The organism is Marinobacter fuscus, assembly GCF_003007675.1.
Classification (GTDB): domain Bacteria; phylum Pseudomonadota; class Gammaproteobacteria; order Pseudomonadales; family Oleiphilaceae; genus Marinobacter; species Marinobacter fuscus.
Map to the genome: position 1 here is coordinate 93,531 of NZ_PXNP01000096.1, position 19,309 is coordinate 112,839.

Here is a 19,309-nt window from a genome sequence, read left to right on the forward strand (position 1 = left end):
GATTATCTACTCCATTCCCAACTTCTTCAACCGGTACCGCAATGCCCGAAAGCTGATTCCCAGGCGCTTGGCCGCTGCGGTCTTGTTCCAGCGGGTTGCCTCGAGCGCCTTTTCAATGGCTTGCCGCTCCAGGCCCTCCAGGTAATCTTCCAGATCAATTTCGCCTTCCGGCACAGCGATGGATTGCTGCGCTTCTGATGTCTGATCAGGCAGCGTTGGCTCCGGTGCAGCCCGGGCTGGCAGGCAGGCACCGCCTCCAAGGTGCAGGTCGCTGGCGTCTATCAGGTCTTCGTCGCACAGTGTAAAAGCCCGCTCCAGGATATTCTCCAGTTCCCGCACGTTGCCCGGGAACTCGTAACCCTGCAGGCGCTGGATGGCGGCCGGGGTGAGCTTAGCCGGGTCGCATTCGTATTCCCGGGCAATGCGGTTCAATATGTGCCCGGCCAGTAAGGGTACGTCGTCTGGCCGGTCGCGCAAGGGCGGAACCGAGAGCTCGATCACGTTTATGCGATAAAACAGATCCTGCCGGAAACTGCCTTCCTGCACCAGTTCCGGGAGATTCTTGTGGGTGGCGCTCAGTACCCGGATGTCTACCGGAATCTCTTTGGTGTCTCCCACCGGCCGTACCGCCTTTTCCTGAATGGCGCGCAGCAGCTTAACCTGCATGGCCAGCGGCAAATCCGCTACTTCATCCAGGAACAGGGTGCCGCCATCGGCGGAGCGGAACAGGCCAGCCTTGTTCTCGACTGCGCCGGTAAAACTGCCCTTTTTGTGCCCGAAAAATTCGCTCTCCATCAGTTCGGAGGGAATAGCGCCGCAGTTTACTGCGACAAAGGGCCCGTCACTGCGGGGGCCTTGCAGGTGAATCATGCGGGCGACCAGCTCTTTGCCGCTGCCGGATTCTCCGCTGATAAACACCGGTGCCTGGCTGCGGGCCAGCTTCCGGGTCTGGTTGCGCAGCTTTTTGATCTGGGCGGAATCGCCGAGCAGCAGTTCGGGCTGATCATTACCGGTGGTTTTCGGCGTGCTGTTATCGGAGAGCTTCAGGGCGCTGTTGACCAGTTCCCGTAACCGGGGCAGTTCAACCGGCTTCGAGACGAAGTCAAAGGCTCCAGCTTTGAGTGATTGAATGGCAGCGTCCATACTGCCGTAGGCGGTAATCACGGCTACGGGTGTGTTGGGCGCGTTGTGCTGTATCCATTGCACCAGTTCTATGCCATTGCCATCGGGCAGGTTCATGTCCGTCAGGCATAACTGTGGCTGGTTTTTCTGCAGCAGTTCCCGGGCGGTACTCAGGTCAGGCGCCGTCCAGGTGGTAATGCCCATCCGGCCGAGGGTAATTTCCAGCAGATCCCGGATATCCGGCTCGTCGTCTACGATCAGCGCTGTGTGTCTAGTCATACTTCTTGTGTCGGTTCCTTGTCGAGTTGAAACGCCCGATATGGCTGGTTCGTCAGATCATCCGCCCTGGATGTGCGAAGGTAATTCGGAAGCAGCATCCCGGCAGCGTATCTTCCACCAGCGACAAATGCGCCTGGTTGGCTTCGCAAAGCTCCCTGGCCAGATACAGGCCAAGGCCGGTACCGCTTTTGTCGGTGGTAAAAAAGGGTTCAAATACCGAATGCCGGTTCTCCGGTAAAATACCGGGGCCGAAGTCGCGAACATCTACGTGGGCACGGTTACCGTCTGCGGTTACCCCAGCCCTTAATTGTATCCGGTTTTCGCCGGTTTGCTGCCTGCTGTATCTCAGGCCATTGTCGCACAGATTGACCATCACTTGTTCGATCTGGCTTTTGTCGAAACGTGCCTGCGGCAGTTCGTCGTCAATAATGAGCTCGATCCTGGCAGAACTCGGGTCTTCCAGTGTTTGGCGGAAGTCCTCGCAGAATTCGGTCAGCCACACGCCGATATCAGTAAGTTCCGAGCTTGCAACCCTGCGTCGGGACAAGTCCAGCACATTCTCGATGATGCCGTTCACTCTTCGGGAGTGCCGGTGAATAATATCGAGCATCTTGCGGTCACCCTGGTCGAGGTTTGGTGACTCGTCCATTAGCTGGGCAGCATGGCTGATCGCCCCCAGCGGGTTGCGGATTTCGTGGGCAATACCAGCCGTCAGTCGCCCCAGAGATGCCAGTTTCATTTGCTGCGCCTGCTGGGTGACTTTACTCATGTCTTCCACGAACACCAGAATCTGATCCCCCTGTTGTTGATCCAGAGGCGTAAAACTGGCCTGTAGCAGCGGTGATGTTGGCGATGCCTGGAACGGGGTTGTGCGGTTGTTTGGATTCTCCAGCCAGTTCGCCAGACCATCCAGCAAGGGTTTTGGTAATGGCTGTATTGGCGGCACCGTGTTGTCGTCGCTGGCGGTGGTGCCAAACAGGAGTTCTTCGGCGGCGGCATTGGCAAGCCGGATACTGCCCCGGCGATCGAGCACCAGAATGCCGGTGCGCATTCGTTGAATGATTTGCTGGTTGATCTGCTCGAGTTCCTGCAGGCTTTTTGCCCGGCTGCTGGCCAGTGCCTCGCTGCGTATCATGCGCCGGGAGATGCCCTGCAGAATGAATGCTGCGGCAAAATACACAATGCCAAGAGAGCCAGCCCGGACAATGTCATCCGCATTTTCGTTGAACGCAAGAACGGCCCAGCCGGTGATGCCCAAAGAGCAGAGCCCGGCAAGTGCGGCGTAGAAGGTGCCCATACGGCTCGGAGTCAGAATGTTGCCTGCAGCCACCGCTACAATGACCAGATTGGCCAGACCACCGGTAATGCCGGAGCCCGCCAGGAGCAGGCCATGCATGATCAGGATATCGAACACAATGGAAAGCACAAGGTGACGCCTGCGCAGCAGGAACCCGGTAGCCAGGCTGATCGCGACCAGGACGTTGATGGTCAGATACGAGGCCACACCCGCCTGGTAGTATTCGAGCCACCGTGTTTTGGTATCGGTGGTAATGGGCTCCAGAAACAAAAGGCCCACCAGCATCAGGCTGATGACCACGCGGTAGTAATTGTAAATGCGGAACAGGCGGGCTTGTTGCTGGGTTACCCCGGAGCCGAACAGCGAGCGTGATGGTGATTCGTGGGTCAGTAGTGGCGGCATAGCGCTTCGGGTGTCTCTGTTCGGAGGAAATGTCAGTTTATCACGGGTTATAATAGCCTTTTCACGGCAACAAGTTACAGGAGCCATTCCATGTCGGTCAGCCACCGGGTATCTGCAGACAACCAACAAAACGGGCAGCTTCGGGTTGTCATGGCGCAGCTGAATTTCCTGGTAGGGGATATTCCCGGCAACACTGAGCGTATTCTGCAGGCCACGCGTGATGCCTGTGAGCAGCACCAGGCAGACATTGTGGTATTCCCTGAGCTTTGCCTGACAGGTTATCCCCCGGAAGACCTGTTGTTGCGCCCGAGTCTTGAGCTCCGGGTGAGCGAAGCGCTGCAAAAGCTGCAGGATGCCCGACTGCCAGCGGCGATGGTTATTGGTGCGCCGGTGCACTCTGGCGGCCTTCTGTTCAATGCCGCACTGGTTATTGCCGAGGGTGAGATTTTGGCTCGCTATTTCAAGCGTTGCCCGCCCAATTATCAGGTCTTCGATGAAAAGCGCTATTTTAACGAAGGGCATGCGCCAACCGTCTTCGAGTTCCAGGGGCAACAAATCGGGCTCACGGTTTGTGAGGATTTGTGGAGCGATGGCCCGCTTGAAGAAGCAGCAACTGCCGGTGCGAGTTTGATACTGAACCTGAACGCTTCACCATTCGATACCGACAAGCAGGCTCGGCGCAAAGCGTTGCTGGAGCGTAAGGCCCGGGAAAACCGCGTCAGTGTGGTTTACGTTAATCTGTTGGGTGGCCAGGACGAGCTGGTTTTTGATGGTGGTTCCATGGTGTTCGACCACTCCGGTCGCCTTGCCGTAGAGGCACCTCGTTTTGAAGAGGGGCTCTATGTTGTCGATTTCTTATGCGAGCATCGCTGTCAGCCGGTCTCTCAGGCCTTGCCTGCAGAAACCTCGCTCGAAGCCGACGTTTACAATGCTCTGGTTATGGGTGTTCGGGATTACGTTAACAAGAACGGCTTCAAGTCGGTCGTGCTGGGGTTGTCGGGAGGTATCGATTCTGCGCTGGCCGTTGCGGTTGCTGCCGACGCGTTGGGTAAGGAGCGGGTTCGTGCTGTGATGATGCCGTTTCGCTATACCTCCGGTATGAGCCTGGAAGATGCCGAAGCGGAGGCTGTGGCTCTGGGGGTGCAGTACGATGTGTTTTCCATCGAGCCCATGTACGAGAGCGTTATGGCAACACTGGCAGAACCGTTTGCCGGAACGGCGCCGGATACAACCGAAGAAAATCTTCAGGCCCGGTTGCGCGCGGTTCTGCTGATGTCCTTGTCAAACAAGTTTGGTTCACTGGTGCTGACCACGGGCAACAAGAGTGAGCTGGCCGTTGGCTATTCCACGTTATACGGTGATATGGCCGGTGGTTTTGATGTTTTGAAAGACGTGCCCAAAACCCTGGTGTTTCGCCTGGCCCGGTACCGGAATACGCTATCGCCGGTGATTCCCGAGCGGGTAATTACCCGGCCGCCTTCAGCGGAGCTGGCGCCGGATCAGAAGGATGAAGATAGCCTGCCGGGTTACGACGTGCTGGATCAGATCCTGAATCTCTATGTGGAGCGGGATTACAGCGCCGACGCCATCGTTGCTGAAGGGTTCGAACGCACCGATGTAGACCGTGTGGTGCGACTGGTGGATATCAACGAGTACAAGCGACGTCAGGCGCCTATTGGTGTCCGGATTACCGAGCGGGGGTTCGGCAAAGACCGGCGCTATCCGATCACCAATGGCTGGAAAAGCGGGCGCTAAACCGGGGAATCACTCGTCGCCGATCAGGCCAAAGGTGATCACATTGGCGAGAGAGCGGTTCTGGCGGCGCAGCAAGTCTGACTCGTATGCGCCGTCTTCATTGAACGCCTCGCTGTTCGGAAAGTTTTTCCGGAGCGTGGCGATGGCATCGCTGGCCCCTTTCTTCAGCTCCAGAAAACGGAAGGTGTCTGCCAGAATCATCAGGGCCTCTTCAACCGAAGGCGATGAAGGATAGTTTTCAACTACGTAGCGGGCGCGGTTGTTGGCGGCAACGTAGGCTTCCCGCTTGATGTAATAGCGGGCTGCGTGCAGCTCTAGTTCAGCCATCCGGTTACGCACGGCAATCATACGCTGGCGCGCGTCCGGTGCGTAGGCGCTCTCGGGGAAGCGGGTCAGTAGTTGGGAGAAATCCCGGAACGCCTGCAGCTGCTCTCCCGGGTTGCGGGCGGCTACATCGATTGGAAAGTAGCGGGCAGCCAGGCCAATATCAAGGTTGTAAGAGGCCAGCCCCCGCATATACAGGGCGTAATCCAGATGATCGCTTTGCGGGTTCAGCCGGATAAAGCGGTCGGCCGCCGCCCGGGAGCCTTCGAGATCAAGGTTCTGGTAGCGGGCATAGATCAGGTCAAGCTGTGCCTGTTCGGCATAGCGGCCAAACGGGTAATAGGTTTCAAGCGAGTCCAGATTCTGCTCCGCCTCATTGAAGTTGCCAGAGTTCATGGCTTTGCGGGCATTCTGATAGTAAGTTTCTTCCGGCAATACTTCCGCTTCTTTACGGGAGGCACAGCCAGTTGCCAGCGAAACAGCCAAAAAAAGAAGAAGTAATTGAACAACTGATCTCATGCCGGAATCCCGTATAATGGCCAGAACTTGTGGTTTGGTTGCGCCATTGTAACGGGGAAGTCCGCTCCTGTGCAGTGCCTCCCCGTGTTGTGTTTGCAATCTGACCGAAACGTAACCCCCAAATGTACCGGCCCCGGCCTTTTCGGGGGAGCCGGTGACGACGAGGTTCAATGGCTTCTGATACCCGAATTACCGGCCAGTTCACCATACCGCCGGAACTCAGTGATAAACGGCTGGATCAGGCCGCGGCCGAACTCATGCCTGAACATTCCCGCTCCCGGCTGCAGTCCTGGATAAAAAGTGGCGCCCTGACGGTAAACGGCAAGACCCGGAAACCCCGTGACAAGGTGATGATGGATGATGTCCTTGACCTGGATGCCGAGCCCGAGGTGCAGGTGTCCTGGCAGGCGGAGCCCATCACTCTGGATGTCGTTTATGAAGATGAGCACCTGCTGGTGATCAACAAGCCAGCAGGTTTGGTGGTGCATCCGGCTGCGGGCCATGCCGATGGCACTCTGGTAAATGCCTTGCTGAACTATGCGCCTGAGGTTGAGAACCTGCCCCGGGCAGGTATTGTGCACAGGCTCGACAAGGACACCTCGGGCATCATGGTGGTGGCCCGCAGCCTGATTGCGCATACCTCTCTGGTGGATCAGTTGCAAAGTCGCACCATGGGTCGTGAATATGAGGCCGTGGTGGTGGGCTCGTTGACCGGAGGCGCCACAGTGGACGCACCTATTGGTCGCCATCCGCAGGATCGCAAGCGCATGGCAGTTGTGCCATCGGGTAAGCCTGCGGTCACCCACTATCGCCTGGTGGAGCGCTTCGCGGCCCACACGCTGGTTCGTTGCAAGCTCGAAAGCGGCCGAACACATCAGATTCGCGTGCACATGACCCATGTCCGGCACCCGTTGGTGGGCGACCCTGTTTATGGTGGTCGTTTGCGCCTGCCCAAAGGTACCACCGAAGCACTGAGAGAGGCGCTGGCGGCGTTTACCAGGCAGGCTCTGCATGCGAAAAAACTCACGCTTGAACATCCGGAAACCGGCGAAATTGTCAGCTGGGAAGTGCCTTTGCCAGAGGATATGCTTCAATTGATTGAAGCGCTGCGCAAACACGCCCGGGAACTGGAACATGGTGATTACTGACAACAACGTTTTGCGGCCAAGCTGGCGTGCGCCTGAGGGTGTTCAGGCGCTGTGCACCACCCGACGAGGGGGCATTAGCAAGCCGCCTTATGACTACCTGAATCTTGGCAGTCACGTTGGTGATGCCCCGGCTGCAGTAAAGGAAAATCGTCAGCGCCTGGCCGCCTTTGCAGGGCTTGAGCCTGGCCGGATTGGTTGGTTGAACCAGGTTCACGGTACCGGTGTGGTTGAGTTGCGGCCGGACAACGTCCAGCTGGTGCCGGATGCGGACGCCAGTTTCACCCGCCATCCGGGCATTGCCTGCGCCATCCTCACCGCAGATTGTCTCCCGGTGATTCTTGCAGACGCCGACGGCAGCGTTGTAGGCGCCGCCCATGCCGGTTGGCGCGGCCTGGCGGCGGGCGTGCTGGAAAGCCTCGTCGCAGCGATGGGTGTGGCGCCATGCCGGTTGTTCGCCTGGCTTGGGCCTGCCATCGGCCCGGACAGCTTTGAAGTCGGGCCGGAAGTACGCGCAGCGTTCGTTCAGGAAACGGCAGATGCTGCGAAGGCGTTTCGTACAGAGGGTGCCCGCAAAGGTCATTATATGGCTGATATCTATGCGCTGGCGCGGCTTCGCCTGGAGAAGATCGGTGTTGCTGCGGTGGCCGGTGGTAGTTTTTGTACTCTGCAGGATCAGCATTGGTTCTATTCCTATCGGCGCGATGGTCAAACGGGCCGTATGGCAACGCTGGTCTGGCTAAAACCCTGAGCCGGAACAAAAGCCCGGCGGTGGTGTGCGCTCTGGTGTCTGCAGGCTGATTTCCGTCAATTTTCTGACGATTTTGTTTCCACTCCGCTTGAACTCCCTCCAGTTGCCCCTACATTAGATCTCAAAGCTAACCGAACAGCGTTTCTGCACTGGAGCGCAGGTGTTCGCCTGGAGATTGGGGAAGCCCTATGAGAATTGACAAGCTAACGAGTAAATTGCAATCCGCATTGGCGGATGCGCAGTCCATTGCCGTCGGCAAAGACCACAATTTTATTGAGCCTGTACACCTGATGCAGGCGTTGCTGGATCAGCAGGGAAGCTCGATAAAGCCCTTGCTGAAACAGACCGGCGTGGAGCCGGGGCGCGTGCGCCAGGCCGTGGCCAAAGAGATCGAGCATCTGCCGGAAGTGCAGGGCAACGCTGGCGATGTGTCCATGTCTAACGATATGGGGCGATTGTTCAACATTGCCGATAAGCTGGCCCAGCAGCGCAGCGACCAGTTTGTCTCCAGTGAACTTGTGTTGCTGGCCGCGGTGGAAGATAGGGGTTCTCTGGGGCGCATCCTGCGGGAGCAGGGCGTTGACAAAGCAGCGCTTGAAAAAGCGATCGATGAAGTGCGTGGCGGCGAATCGGTAAACGACGCCGGTGCTGAGGAGAATCGTCAGGCGCTGTCGAAATACACCATCGATCTGACCGAGCGGGCCGAGGCCGGCAAGCTGGATCCGGTGATTGGTCGTGATGACGAGATTCGGCGCACCATTCAGGTGCTTCAACGCCGCCGCAAGAATAATCCGGTACTCATTGGTGAGCCCGGTGTAGGGAAAACGGCCATTGTTGAGGGGCTTGCCCAGCGTATCGTGAATGGTGAAGTGCCGGATGGCCTGAAGGATAAAAAGGTGCTGTCTCTGGATATGGGGTCCCTGATTGCCGGTGCCAAGTTCCGGGGCGAATTTGAGGAGCGCCTGAAAGCGGTGCTGAACGAACTCGCCAAGCAGGAAGGCCAGATCATTCTGTTTATCGACGAAATTCACACCATGGTGGGCGCGGGTAAAGCCGAGGGCTCTATGGATGCGGGCAATATGCTGAAACCCGCCCTGGCTCGGGGTGAGTTGCACTGTGTGGGCGCCACCACGCTTGATGAGTATCGTGAAAACATTGAGAAAGACGCCGCACTGGAACGACGTTTTCAGAAGGTGCTGGTGACCGAGCCCAATGAGGAAGACACCATCGCTATTTTGCGTGGCCTGAAAGAGCGTTACGAGGTGCACCACGGGGTGGAGGTCACGGACGGTGCCATCATTGCCGCTGCCAAACTGTCTCACCGTTACATCACCGACCGCCAGTTGCCCGACAAGGCAATAGACCTTGTGGATGAGGCTGCCAGCCAGATTCGCATGGAAATGGACTCCAAACCCGAGGCTCTGGATCGCCTTGAGCGGCGCTTGATTCAGCTCAAGATCGAGCGGGAGGCGCTCAAAAAAGAGACCGATGCCGCGTCGAAAAAGCGACTTGAAGAGTTGTCGTCGGTCATCGGCAATGTCGAGCGCGAGTATGCCGACCTGGAAGAGGTGTGGAATACGGAGAAAGCTGCGCTGCACGGCTCTCAGAAGATCAAGAGCCAGCTGGAGCAGGCCCGCATCGATCTGGAGAATGCCCGCCGCGCGTCAGATCTTGGCAAGATGTCTGAGCTGCAGTACGGCAAGATTCCTGAACTGGAACGCCAGCTGGACATGGCCAGTCAGGCCGAAATGATGGAAATGAAATTGCTTCGGAACCGGGTAACCGATGAAGAAATTGCCGAGGTAGTGTCCAAATGGACGGGTATTCCGGTATCCAGGATGCTGGAAGGCGAGCGCGACAAGCTGATGCGCATGGAAGAGGCCCTGCATACCCGGGTGATCGGGCAGAGCGAGGCGGTTGAAGCGGTTTCCAACGCGGTTCGACGTTCCCGTGCGGGTCTGTCAGACCCCAACCGTCCAAATGGCTCTTTTTTGTTCCTGGGGCCGACCGGTGTGGGCAAAACCGAACTCTGCAAGGCGCTGGCATCGTTCCTGTTTGATACCGAAGATGCCATGGTGCGGATCGATATGTCCGAGTTTATGGAGAAGCATTCGGTCGCGCGCCTGATCGGAGCGCCTCCCGGCTATGTAGGTTATGAAGAAGGCGGTTATCTGACCGAAGCGGTACGCCGCCGTCCTTACTCAGTGTTGTTGCTGGACGAAGTGGAGAAAGCGCATCCGGATGTGTTCAATATCCTGTTGCAGGTGCTGGATGACGGCCGCCTGACGGACGGCCAGGGCCGCACCGTTGACTTCCGCAATACCGTGGTAGTGATGACCTCCAATCTCGGCTCTCATATCATTCAGGAGAAGGCAGGTGAGGACAACTACGAGGACATGAAGTCGGCTGTTCTTGAAGTGGTCGGCGGCCATTTCCGGCCGGAGTTTATCAACCGGGTCGATGAAGTGGTGGTGTTCCATCCGCTGGCGGAAAGCCAGATTCAGGGCATTGCTCGAATTCAGATTGGCAACCTGGCGAAGCGTCTGGCTGACCAGGACATGAGCCTGAACATGGGTGACGACGTGATGCATCTGCTTGCCGAGGTCGGTTACGACCCTGTCTACGGTGCCCGTCCGCTGAAGCGGGCCATCCAGAGAATGATCGAGAATCCTCTGGCGCAGAAGCTGCTGCAGGGTGAGTTCGTGCCCGGCGACACGATTCGCGCAAAGGTTCAGGAGGGTAAGCTGGCTTTCGACAAGGCGTAAGCGCTGGCCCATATCAAGTAGCAATAACGCGCGGTGGTTTGTGCCTCCGCGCGTTATTGTTTACGGGATAGCCTGAACGGGGGCGCTGAGCCTACTCTTCCGCGCCGCAGTTTTCGTCGGCAATTCTCTGGAACTGCTGGCGTTGTTGTTCGATTTCTTCCGGGCTCAGATAGCGGCTTTCGCCGTTTTCTTCAACCCGTATGCGGGCGTTACTTTCAATAATACCCAGATTTGCACGGGCGGTTGAGCAGTTGGCTTCGCGTTGCTTGCGCCGGGCTTCTTCCACGGCCGATTCTTTCTGCCGCTGTTGCTGCGCGGCTTGCTCGCTTTCAAGGGCTTCCAGTTGTTCCTGGGCACTCTGGCGCTGGGCAGGCGGATTGCGACTGGTGCCAGCGCGAACATTAACTTGCTCGGCGCTCTGGCCGGTAGGCTGGCGATCCCCGAAGTGGGTCACGCCATTGGCGTCAGTCCATTTGTAAACAGACGCGCCGGAGCCAATGGCAGGAGCGGCTGCCAGCACGATCGTCAGCAATAGTGTTTTTCGGTTCATGTCTCTGCTCGTCACTCGGTTACTCGCTGAGGCTATCATGCCATTGGTTGGCTGTATTTTCCCGTCTCCGGTTCAAAAACTTGCCATGCGGTGTGCTGAGTATGGCAGATACTCGCCCGCTCGCGGATGAATTAAGCCACAGCGCCTATTGACAGTGAGTTTCCCGCTGTCAGAATTACCGATTGCCTGAAGACTGGGGTAAATACGGCAGGCAATCCCGTGCAAGTATCCCCCGTTAATCACCACACTGAGTTCGCCAGATGCTGGCGGGCACTGGTTGTTGCTTACGTGCAACCCGTTGTTTAGCTGTTCTCCGCAACCCTCAGGAGGGCGGCTGGCCAGGAGACAACCTCTTAAGTTTTGGTGTGGAGGAGTACGCCGGTTCCGCTTTCACAAGAAGCTGGAAGACCGAGAATCCAGGCAACCGGGGTGTTCCCGGCTCATTCACTCGTAGAAGAGGGTAGAAAATCGTGGAGTTATTGTCTGGCGCCGATATGCTGATCCGCTCCCTGGAAGATGAGGGTATCGAATACATATACGGCTATCCGGGTGGTGCAGCCCTTCATATATATGACGCGCTGTTCAGGCAGGACAAAGTCAAACATATTCTGGTTCGGCACGAACAGGCGGCGGTTCACATGGCCGACGGCTACGCCCGTGCTACCGGAAAACCAGGTACCGTACTGGTGACCTCGGGTCCTGGAGCCACCAACACGATCACCGGCATTGCCACTGCATTCATGGACTCCATTCCTATGGTGGTTCTGTGCGGGCAGGTTGCGTCCACCCTGATTGGTGAAGACGCGTTCCAGGAAACCGATATGATCGGTGTGTCCCGGCCCGTGGTGAAGCATAACCTCAGTGTTCGGCACCCGTCGGAAATTCCTGAAGTTATTCGCAAGGCGTACTACATTGCCGCAACGGGGCGTCCCGGCCCGGTTGTGGTGGACATTCCCAAGGATATGACCACGCCGAACGAGCGCTACGAATACGCTTATCCTAAAAAGGTAAAACTGCGCTCGTACAACCCGGCGGTTCGTGGCCATGCCGGGCAAATCAAGAAAGCGGTTGATATGCTGATGGCGGCACGTCGCCCGGTTATCTACGCCGGTGGTGGCGTGGTTCTCGGGAGGGCCAGCCAGCAGCTGACAGAGCTAACCCGTTTGCTGGGCTTTCCTATCACCAATACCCTGATGGGCATTGGCTGTTACCCGGCGTCGGACAAGCAGCATCTCGGCTGGCTGGGTATGCATGGCACCTACGAAGCCAACATGGTCATGCATCATTCTGATCTTATTCTTGCCGTCGGTGCGCGGTTTGATGACCGGGTCACTAACGCAACGGAAAAGTTCTGCCCGGGTGCGCGGATCATTCATATCGATATCGACCCCGCCTCGATCTCCAAGACGATCGACGCCGACGTGCCTATTGTTGGCCCGGTCGACGCCGTACTGAAAGAGATGCTGTCGCTGGTCAAAGAGGCCAAAGCCAAGCCCGATGCCGATGCGCTGGCGGCCTGGTGGAAGCAGATCGAGGAATGGCGCGCCTTCCACGGTATGCGCTATGAAACCAGCCCGGAGGTGATCAAACCCCAGGAAGTCATCGAGATGCTGTGCAAGCTCACCAACGGTGAAGCTTTTGTGACTTCAGACGTTGGTCAGCATCAGATGTTCGCGGCGCAGTATTACAAGTTCGACAAGCCCAATCGCTGGATTAACTCCGGCGGGCTCGGAACCATGGGCTTCGGGCTTCCGGCAGCTATGGGCGTAAAGCTGACGCATCCGGACGACGAGGTTCTGTGCATTACCGGCGAAGGCAGTATCCAGATGAATATCCAGGAATTGTCGACCTGTAACCAGTACAACCTGCCGGTGAAGATCATCAACCTGAACAACCAGGCGCTGGGTATGGTTAAACAGTGGCAGGACATGAACTACGAGTCCCGCCATTCCCAGTCTTACATGCAGTCTCTTCCGGACTTCATCAAGCTGGCGGAGGCTTATGGCCACGTTGGTATCAAGATTGAACGCAAGGAAGATCTTGAGCCCAAGCTCAGGGAAGTTCTGGCGATGAAAGACAAGCTGGTCTTTGTGGATATTTACGTAGACCGCTTCGAGCACGTGTATCCGATGCAGGTAGCCCGCGGCTCCATGAAGGATATGTGGCTCAGCAAGACGGAGAGGGTGTGATTATGCGTCGAATCATTTCTGTTTTGCTGGAAAACGAGCCGGGTGCTCTGTCCCGGGTTGTGGGTCTTTTCTCGCAGCGTAACTACAACATCGAAACCCTGACGGTGGCGCCCACCGAAGACGAAACCCTGTCTCGTCTGACGGTGACCACCACCGGGTCTGATAAGGTGATCGAACAGATCACTAAGCAGCTGAACAAGCTGATTGAAGTGGTCAAACTGGTGGACCTTACCGAAGGCGCGCACATAGAGCGGGAGCTGATGCTGGTCAAGCTGAAAGCAACCGGTTCCCAGCGTGCCGAGATCAAGCGCACTGTGGATATTTTCCGGGGCCAGATCGTAGACGTCACCAGTTCCGTGTATACCGTGCAGCTGGCCGGTGACAGCGAAAAACTGGACGGCTTTATTCAGGCTGTCGGTACCTCCGGTGTGCTGGAGGTGGTTCGGTCCGGTGTGTCCGGCATTGCACGTGGCGAAAAAGTGTTGAGCCTGTAAGGGCTGCCAAGACGAATCGAAAATCCTGGCCCACCAGGGCCAATACTTATAATAGAGGTTTCTCATGCAGGTTTATTACGACAAAGATTGTGATCTTTCCATCATCCAGGGCAAGAAGGTTGCCATTCTGGGTTTCGGTTCCCAGGGCCACGCTCACGCGTGCAACCTGAAGGACTCCGGTGTTGATGTTGTGGTTGGACTGCGTGCCGGTTCTTCCTCCATTGCCAAGGCCGAGGCCTATGGCCTGAAGACCAGCGATGTGGCTGCTGCGGTTGCTTCTGCCGATGTGGTTATGGTTCTGACCCCGGATGAGTTCCAGTCGCAACTGTACCGCGATGAGATCGAGCCGAACCTGAAGCAGGGTGCGACCCTGGCATTCGCTCACGGTTTCGCCATCCATTACAACCAGATCGTGCCCCGCAAGGATCTGGACGTGATCATGGTTGCCCCGAAGGCGCCTGGCCACACAGTTCGTTCCGAGTTTGTGAAAGGTGGTGGTATTCCCGATCTGATCGCGATCTTCCAGGACGCGTCCGGCAACGCCAAGAACGTTGCGCTGTCATACGCCAGCGGTGTTGGCGGTGGCCGTACTGGTATCATTGAAACCACCTTCAAAGACGAAACTGAAACGGATCTGTTCGGCGAGCAGGCGGTTCTGTGTGGTGGCGCTGTTGAGCTGGTAAAAGCGGGCTTCGAAACCCTGACCGAAGCGGGCTATGCTCCGGAAATGGCGTACTTCGAGTGTCTGCACGAGCTCAAGCTGATTGTTGACCTGATGTATGAAGGCGGTATCGCCAACATGAACTACTCCATCTCCAACAATGCTGAGTACGGTGAGTACGTAACCGGCCCCGAGGTGATCAACGATGAGTCTCGCGCGGCCATGCGCAACGCGCTTAAGCGTATCCAGAGTGGTGAGTACGCCAAGATGTTCATCTCCGAGGGTGCGCTGAACTACCCGTCCATGACGGCTCGTCGTCGCGAAAATGCCGCACACGAGATTGAAGTGGTTGGTGAGAAACTGCGCTCCATGATGCCGTGGATTTCGGCAAACAAGATCGTGGACAAAGAGAAAAACTGATCCGGAGTTTCCGGTGAGGTAATAAAGCGCGGCCCTTGTGGCCGCGTTTTTCGTATATACTCCGCCCAAATACTTTCCGGAGTTTATGGAATGAATGACGAAAAACACGTTGCTGAAACTGCCGATGCCAAGAAGCCTGCAGAGCAGGAGATAGAGGCGGGTGAAGTAGTAGAGGAAGAAGTTGTTGAGGGGGCTCGCGTTCGTCGCAAGGGAATATATCTGTTGCCGAATGCGCTGACGACAGCGTCTTTGTTCTCCGGGTTCTACGCCATTGTGTCTGCGGCCAACGGCGTTTTCGATAATGCAGCCATAGCTATTTTCGTGTCGATGATTCTGGACGGGTTGGATGGTCGTGTTGCCAGAATGACCAATACCCAGAGCAAGTTCGGTGAAGAATATGACAGCCTGGCTGACATGGTTGCCTTCGGTGTAGCACCGGGGTTGGTGGCGTTCTTCTGGTCTCTGAATGGTCTGGGCAAGGTAGGCTGGGCGGTCACATTTATTTACGTTGCTGGCACGGCATTGCGATTGGCTCGTTTCAATACTCAGATCGGCTCTGTAGACAAGAAGTTCTTTGTTGGCCTGGCCAGCCCTTCAGCGGCGGCTTGTGTTGCCGGGCTCGTGTGGTGCTTTCACAGTTACGAAACCTCTGCCTGGTTGACGGCGCTAACGCTGTTCGTGGTCGGTGGCACGGGTGTGTTGATGGTCAGCAATATTCTTTACCGGAGCTTCAAGGATCTTGATCTGAGGGGGCGGGTGCCTTTTGCGGCGATCCTGCTCGTTGTTTTGGTGTTTGTAGTGATCGCGCTGGATCCAGCCACCGTACTGTTCACCGGTTTCCTGGCCTACGCGCTTTCGGGGCCGGTGCGCGCTTTATTCCGGCGTAAATCCGGCCGTACTGGATAAACGTGGTGCCCGGCGGCATCGGTCGCCGGGAATTTTTCCGGGAGCCTCCTGTCAGTTAACCCCAATTGACGATGCGGAGATTCCAATGCTTATCAAATCCCGCCCATCCTGGGCGCTCCCTGAATCTGAAGTTACGCCAGAGTCTGCTTACCTGAGCCGTCGCACTTTCATGGCCGGAGCTTTAGCTTCGGCGGCTGCGCTGACCATGCCCGGGTTGGCACGTGCAGAGAAGGGCGATGTTCCTGGCGCGCCCCTCGATTATCAGTTGGCACCGGAATTCTCCACAAACGAGAAAAAGGCGCCCTATCAGGCCATTACCACATACAACAACTTCTACGAGTTCGGCACCAACAAAGGCGACCCGGCCAGATACGCCGGTGGTATGTCTGTGGAGCCCTGGACGATTGAAGTCGACGGCGAGTGCGGTAAGCCGGGCACCTACTCTGTAGAAGACCTGCTGCGGCCCAGTCAGTATGAAGAGCGAATCTACCGACTGCGCTGCGTTGAAGCCTGGTCGATGGTCATACCCTGGGTGGGGGTGCCGCTGGCGGAAATCCTCAAGCGGCTGGAGCCTAACTCAAAGGCGAAGTATGTCTACTTCGAGACTCTGAAGGATCCAGAGCAGATGCCTGGGCAGCGTTCGTTCTTCAGCGTTATTGACTGGCCCTATCGTGAGGGGCTGAGGATGGATGAAGCCATGAATGAGCTGAGCTTCCTGGCTGTGGGGCTTTATGGCAAAACGCTGCCGAATCAGAACGGCGCGCCGATTCGCCTTGTTGTGCCGTGGAAGTACGGCTTCAAAAGCATTAAGTCTATTGTTCGCATCCGCTTTATGGAGCAGCAGCCGAAAACCAGCTGGGAGATGATTGCACCGGAAGAGTATGGCTTTTACTCCAATGTGAACCCGGAGGTCGACCATCCCAGATGGAGCCAAAAGCGTGAGCGCCGGTTGCCATCTGGCGTGTTGCAGCCTAACTGGATTGATACCGTAAAATTCAACGGCTATGCCGACCAGGTTGCCCATCTCTATAAAGGCATGGATCTGCAAAGGTATTTTTGATGTTCGACCGTATTCATCGTTTGCAGCCAATGACCGGGTTGAAGGTGTTGGTGTTTGTGTTGGCACTTTTGCCGCTTGGATTGCTGTTCCTGGATATAAAAAACGGTGCCCTGGGGCCGGATCCGGGCCAAGCTATTACTGAATCGCTGGGATTGGCTGCCTTTCAGCTGCTGCTCATAACGTTGCTGATTTCGCCGCTCAAGAAACTCACCGGTTGGGCGGGATGGGTTCGGCTGCGCCGTATGCTGGGTCTCTTCTCGTTCTTCTACGCGAGTCTCCATGTTCTGGTGTTTCTGCAGTTGATTCTGGGTTGGGGTGACCTTTGGGCCACCTTTACCAAGCGGCCGTATATCATTGTCGGTGCTCTGGCATTTCTGATGCTGATCCCGCTGGCGGTGACATCGTTCCGCAGCGCCATGAAAAAGGTGGGTCGCTGGTGGAAGCCTTTGCACCGGCTTATTTACCCGGCAGGGGTGCTGGTATGGCTGCACTTTCTCTGGCAGGCGAGAGCGGATATCGGTGAAATGGTTGCTTATGGCCTGGTGCTTCTAGTGTTGTTGGGCCTAAGAGGTCACTGGAACGGGTGGGGTGATCTGATCCCCTTGCGCAAAACTGCAAGGTAGCCAGAAAATCGGCATTATCCGGTTGCATTTTGCTCAAAGTGGATGCATTCTGATCGGCCGCGTAGGTGGAAACCGAAGTTCCGGAAAATAAGTCGAGAATGTCGTTGACAGTTTTCCTGAGGGCTGTAGAATGCGCACCACTTCTGAGGGACAAGGCCGGTAAGGCCGGGTTCTGACGGTTTTAGCCGCTTGATAAGTTTCGAAAATTTGGGTTTTAAAAGTTTCGAAACAAAGTGGTTGACAAGGTGGCGGATCGATGTAGAATGCGCGGCCTTGATTGAGCAGCGGCTCAAACGCTCTTTAAAAAGTTAACCAAGTAATTCGTGTGGGCGCTGGCCGAGGTGTTTCGGATACGAAATATCAGGACAGTGACTCGTCGAAATTGAGTTTTGTCTTGAGCAAGAATTAAGAACTTTCGAGTTCTTGTATGATTTAAACTGAAGAGTTTGATCATGGCTCAGATTGAACGCTGGCGGCAGGCTTAACACATGCAAGTCGAGCGGTAACAGGGGGTGCTTGCACTCCGCTGACGAGCGGCGGACGGGTGAGTAATGCTTAGGAATCTGCCCAGTAGCGGGGGATAGCCCGGGGAAACCCGGATTAATACCGCATACGCCCTACGGGGGAAAGCAGGGGATCTTCGGACCTTGCGCTATTGGATGAGCCTAAGTCGGATTAGCTAGTTGGTGGGGTAATGGCCTACCAAGGCAGCGATCCGTAGCTGGTCTGAGAGGATGATCAGCCACATCGGGACTGAGACACGGCCCGAACTCCTACGGGAGGCAGCAGTGGGGAATATTGGACAATGGGGGCAACCCTGATCCAGCCATGCCGCGTGTGTGAAGAAGGCTTTCGGGTTGTAAAGCACTTTCAGCAAGGAGGAAGGCCTTGAAGTTAATACCTTCAAGGATTGACGTTACTTGCAGAAGAAGCACCGGCTAACTCCGTGCCAGCAGCCGCGGTAATACGGAGGGTGCAAGCGTTAATCGGAATTACTGGGCGTAAAGCGCGCGTAGGTGGTTCGATAAGCGAGATGTGAAAGCCCCGGGCTCAACCTGGGAACGGCATTTCGAACTGTCGGGCTAGAGTATGGTAGAGGGTAGTGGAATTTCCTGTGTAGCGGTGAAATGCGTAGATATAGGAAGGAACACCAGTGGCGAAGGCGGCTACCTGGACCAATACTGACACTGAGGTGCGAAAGCGTGGGTAGCAAACAGGATTAGATACCCTGGTAGTCCACGCCGTAAACGATGTCAACTAGCCGTTGGGACTCTTGAAGTCTTAGTGGCGCAGCTAACGCACTAAGTTGACCGCCTGGGGAGTACGGCCGCAAGGTTAAAACTCAAATGAATTGACGGGGGCCCGCACAAGCGGTGGAGCATGTGGTTTAATTCGACGCAACGCGAAGAACCTTACCTGGCCTTGACATCCAGAGAACTTTCCAGAGATGGATTGGTGCCTTCGGGAACTCTGAGACAGGTGCTGCATGGCCGTCGTCAGCTCGTGTCGTGAGATGTTGGGTTAAGTCCCGTAACGAGCGCAACCCCTATCCCTGGTTGCTAGCAGGTAATGCTGAGAACTCCAGGGAGACTGCCGGTGACAAACCGGAGGAAGGTGGGGATGACGTCAGGTCATCATGGCCCTTACGGCCAGGGCTACACACGTGCTACAATGGCGCGTACAGAGGGCTGCCAACTCGCGAGAGTGAGCCAATCCCTTAAAGCGCGTCGTAGTCCGGATCGGAGTCTGCAACTCGACTCCGTGAAGTCGGAATCGCTAGTAATCGCGAATCAGAATGTCGCGGTGAATACGTTCCCGGGCCTTGTACACACCGCCCGTCACACCATGGGAGTGGATTGCACCAGAAGTGGTTAGTCTAACCTTCGGGAGGACGATCACCACGGTGTGGTTCATGACTGGGGTGAAGTCGTAACAAGGTAGCCGTAGGGGAACCTGCGGCTGGATCACCTCCTTAAACGAAGCCGAACGCTTCGGTCAGAGTCCACACGAATTACTTGGTTGGCTTAATAAAGAGAGCAAAGGGTCT

14 protein-coding genes and 1 rRNA gene are annotated in these 19,309 nt (G+C 56.4%); 11 read left to right on the forward strand and 4 right to left on the reverse strand.

Translation table 11 applies throughout. The features are described from left to right. Window positions 1-6 precede the first annotated feature (6 nt). Window positions 7-1,401 carry a sigma-54-dependent transcriptional regulator gene (locus C7H09_RS12960; RefSeq protein ID WP_106763325.1) on the reverse strand — a complete coding sequence of 465 codons (1,395 nt, stop codon included), beginning with the start codon at window positions 1,399-1,401 and terminating at the stop codon, window positions 7-9. Between the two features lie 52 nt (window positions 1,402-1,453). Next, window positions 1,454-3,100: a two-component system sensor histidine kinase NtrB gene (locus C7H09_RS12965; RefSeq protein WP_106763327.1), complete on the reverse strand. Its 1,647-nt coding sequence runs from the start codon at window positions 3,098-3,100 to the stop codon at window positions 1,454-1,456. A 90-nt stretch (window positions 3,101-3,190) separates the two neighbouring features. On the opposite strand from C7H09_RS12965, the gene C7H09_RS12970 reads away from it, so the two are divergent. Further along, window positions 3,191-4,855: an NAD+ synthase gene (locus C7H09_RS12970; protein ID WP_106763329.1), complete on the forward strand. Its 1,665-nt coding sequence runs from the start codon at window positions 3,191-3,193 to the stop codon at window positions 4,853-4,855. 9 nt (window positions 4,856-4,864) lie between these two features. On the opposite strand, the gene C7H09_RS12975 is transcribed toward C7H09_RS12970, so the two are convergent. After that, a complete protein-coding gene (locus C7H09_RS12975) occupies window positions 4,865-5,698 on the reverse strand; it encodes an outer membrane protein assembly factor BamD (protein WP_106763332.1) in 834 nt (277 codons plus the stop codon). 170 nt (window positions 5,699-5,868) lie between these two features. On the opposite strand from C7H09_RS12975, the gene rluD reads away from it, so the two are divergent. The 3 genes from rluD to clpB all read left to right on the forward strand — a co-directional run bounded on the left by rluD (window position 5,869) and on the right by clpB (window position 10,359). Then, the gene (gene rluD, locus C7H09_RS12980; RefSeq protein ID WP_106763334.1) at window positions 5,869-6,846 is read left to right on the forward strand and encodes a 23S rRNA pseudouridine(1911/1915/1917) synthase RluD; all 978 of its coding nucleotides are present in this window, start codon (window positions 5,869-5,871) and stop codon (window positions 6,844-6,846) included. Further along, the gene (pgeF, locus tag C7H09_RS12985; RefSeq protein WP_106763362.1) at window positions 6,836-7,594 is read left to right on the forward strand and encodes a peptidoglycan editing factor PgeF; all 759 of its coding nucleotides are present in this window, start codon (window positions 6,836-6,838) and stop codon (window positions 7,592-7,594) included. Before rluD ends, pgeF begins: the two co-directional genes overlap by 11 nt. A 188-nt stretch (window positions 7,595-7,782) precedes the next feature. Next, complete coding sequence (gene clpB, locus C7H09_RS12990) at window positions 7,783-10,359, forward strand: ATP-dependent chaperone ClpB (RefSeq protein WP_106763336.1); 2,577 nt, start codon at window positions 7,783-7,785, stop codon at window positions 10,357-10,359. A 91-nt stretch (window positions 10,360-10,450) separates the two neighbouring features. Here clpB and C7H09_RS12995 read toward each other — a convergent pair whose 3' ends face one another. Then, entirely contained in the window at window positions 10,451-10,909 is a 459-nt protein-coding gene (locus tag C7H09_RS12995) for a DUF4124 domain-containing protein (RefSeq protein ID WP_106763339.1), read from the reverse strand. Between the two features lie 470 nt (window positions 10,910-11,379). Between C7H09_RS12995 and C7H09_RS13000 the strand changes: the two genes are divergently transcribed. The 7 genes from C7H09_RS13000 (at window position 11,380) to C7H09_RS13030 (ending at window position 19,237) form a co-directional block, all read left to right on the forward strand. Further along, a complete protein-coding gene (locus tag C7H09_RS13000) occupies window positions 11,380-13,098 on the forward strand; it encodes an acetolactate synthase 3 large subunit (protein WP_106763341.1) in 1,719 nt (572 codons plus the stop codon). 2 nt (window positions 13,099-13,100) lie between these two features. After that, on the forward strand, window positions 13,101-13,592 hold the full coding sequence (ilvN, locus tag C7H09_RS13005) for an acetolactate synthase small subunit (RefSeq protein ID WP_008170692.1): 492 nt from the start codon (window positions 13,101-13,103) through the stop codon (window positions 13,590-13,592). Between the two features lie 64 nt (window positions 13,593-13,656). After that, window positions 13,657-14,673 carry a ketol-acid reductoisomerase gene (gene ilvC, locus C7H09_RS13010; protein WP_106763343.1) on the forward strand — a complete coding sequence of 339 codons (1,017 nt, stop codon included), beginning with the start codon at window positions 13,657-13,659 and terminating at the stop codon, window positions 14,671-14,673. A 90-nt stretch (window positions 14,674-14,763) separates the two neighbouring features. Next, a complete protein-coding gene (pssA, locus tag C7H09_RS13015) occupies window positions 14,764-15,579 on the forward strand; it encodes a CDP-diacylglycerol--serine O-phosphatidyltransferase (protein ID WP_106763345.1) in 816 nt (271 codons plus the stop codon). Window positions 15,580-15,664: 85 nt separating this feature from the next. Continuing rightward, window positions 15,665-16,639 (forward strand): protein-methionine-sulfoxide reductase catalytic subunit MsrP, encoded by a 975-nt coding sequence (msrP, locus tag C7H09_RS13020; protein ID WP_106763347.1) that lies wholly within the window; start codon window positions 15,665-15,667, stop codon window positions 16,637-16,639. Continuing rightward, window positions 16,639-17,262, forward strand: a complete 624-nt coding sequence (locus tag C7H09_RS13025) for a protein-methionine-sulfoxide reductase heme-binding subunit MsrQ (RefSeq protein WP_240616587.1) — start codon at window positions 16,639-16,641, stop codon at window positions 17,260-17,262. The genes msrP and C7H09_RS13025 overlap by 1 nt, the downstream gene beginning before the upstream one ends. Window positions 17,263-17,696: 434 nt before the next feature. Continuing rightward, window positions 17,697-19,237, forward strand: a 16S ribosomal RNA gene (locus C7H09_RS13030). Window positions 19,238-19,309 lie beyond the last annotated feature (72 nt).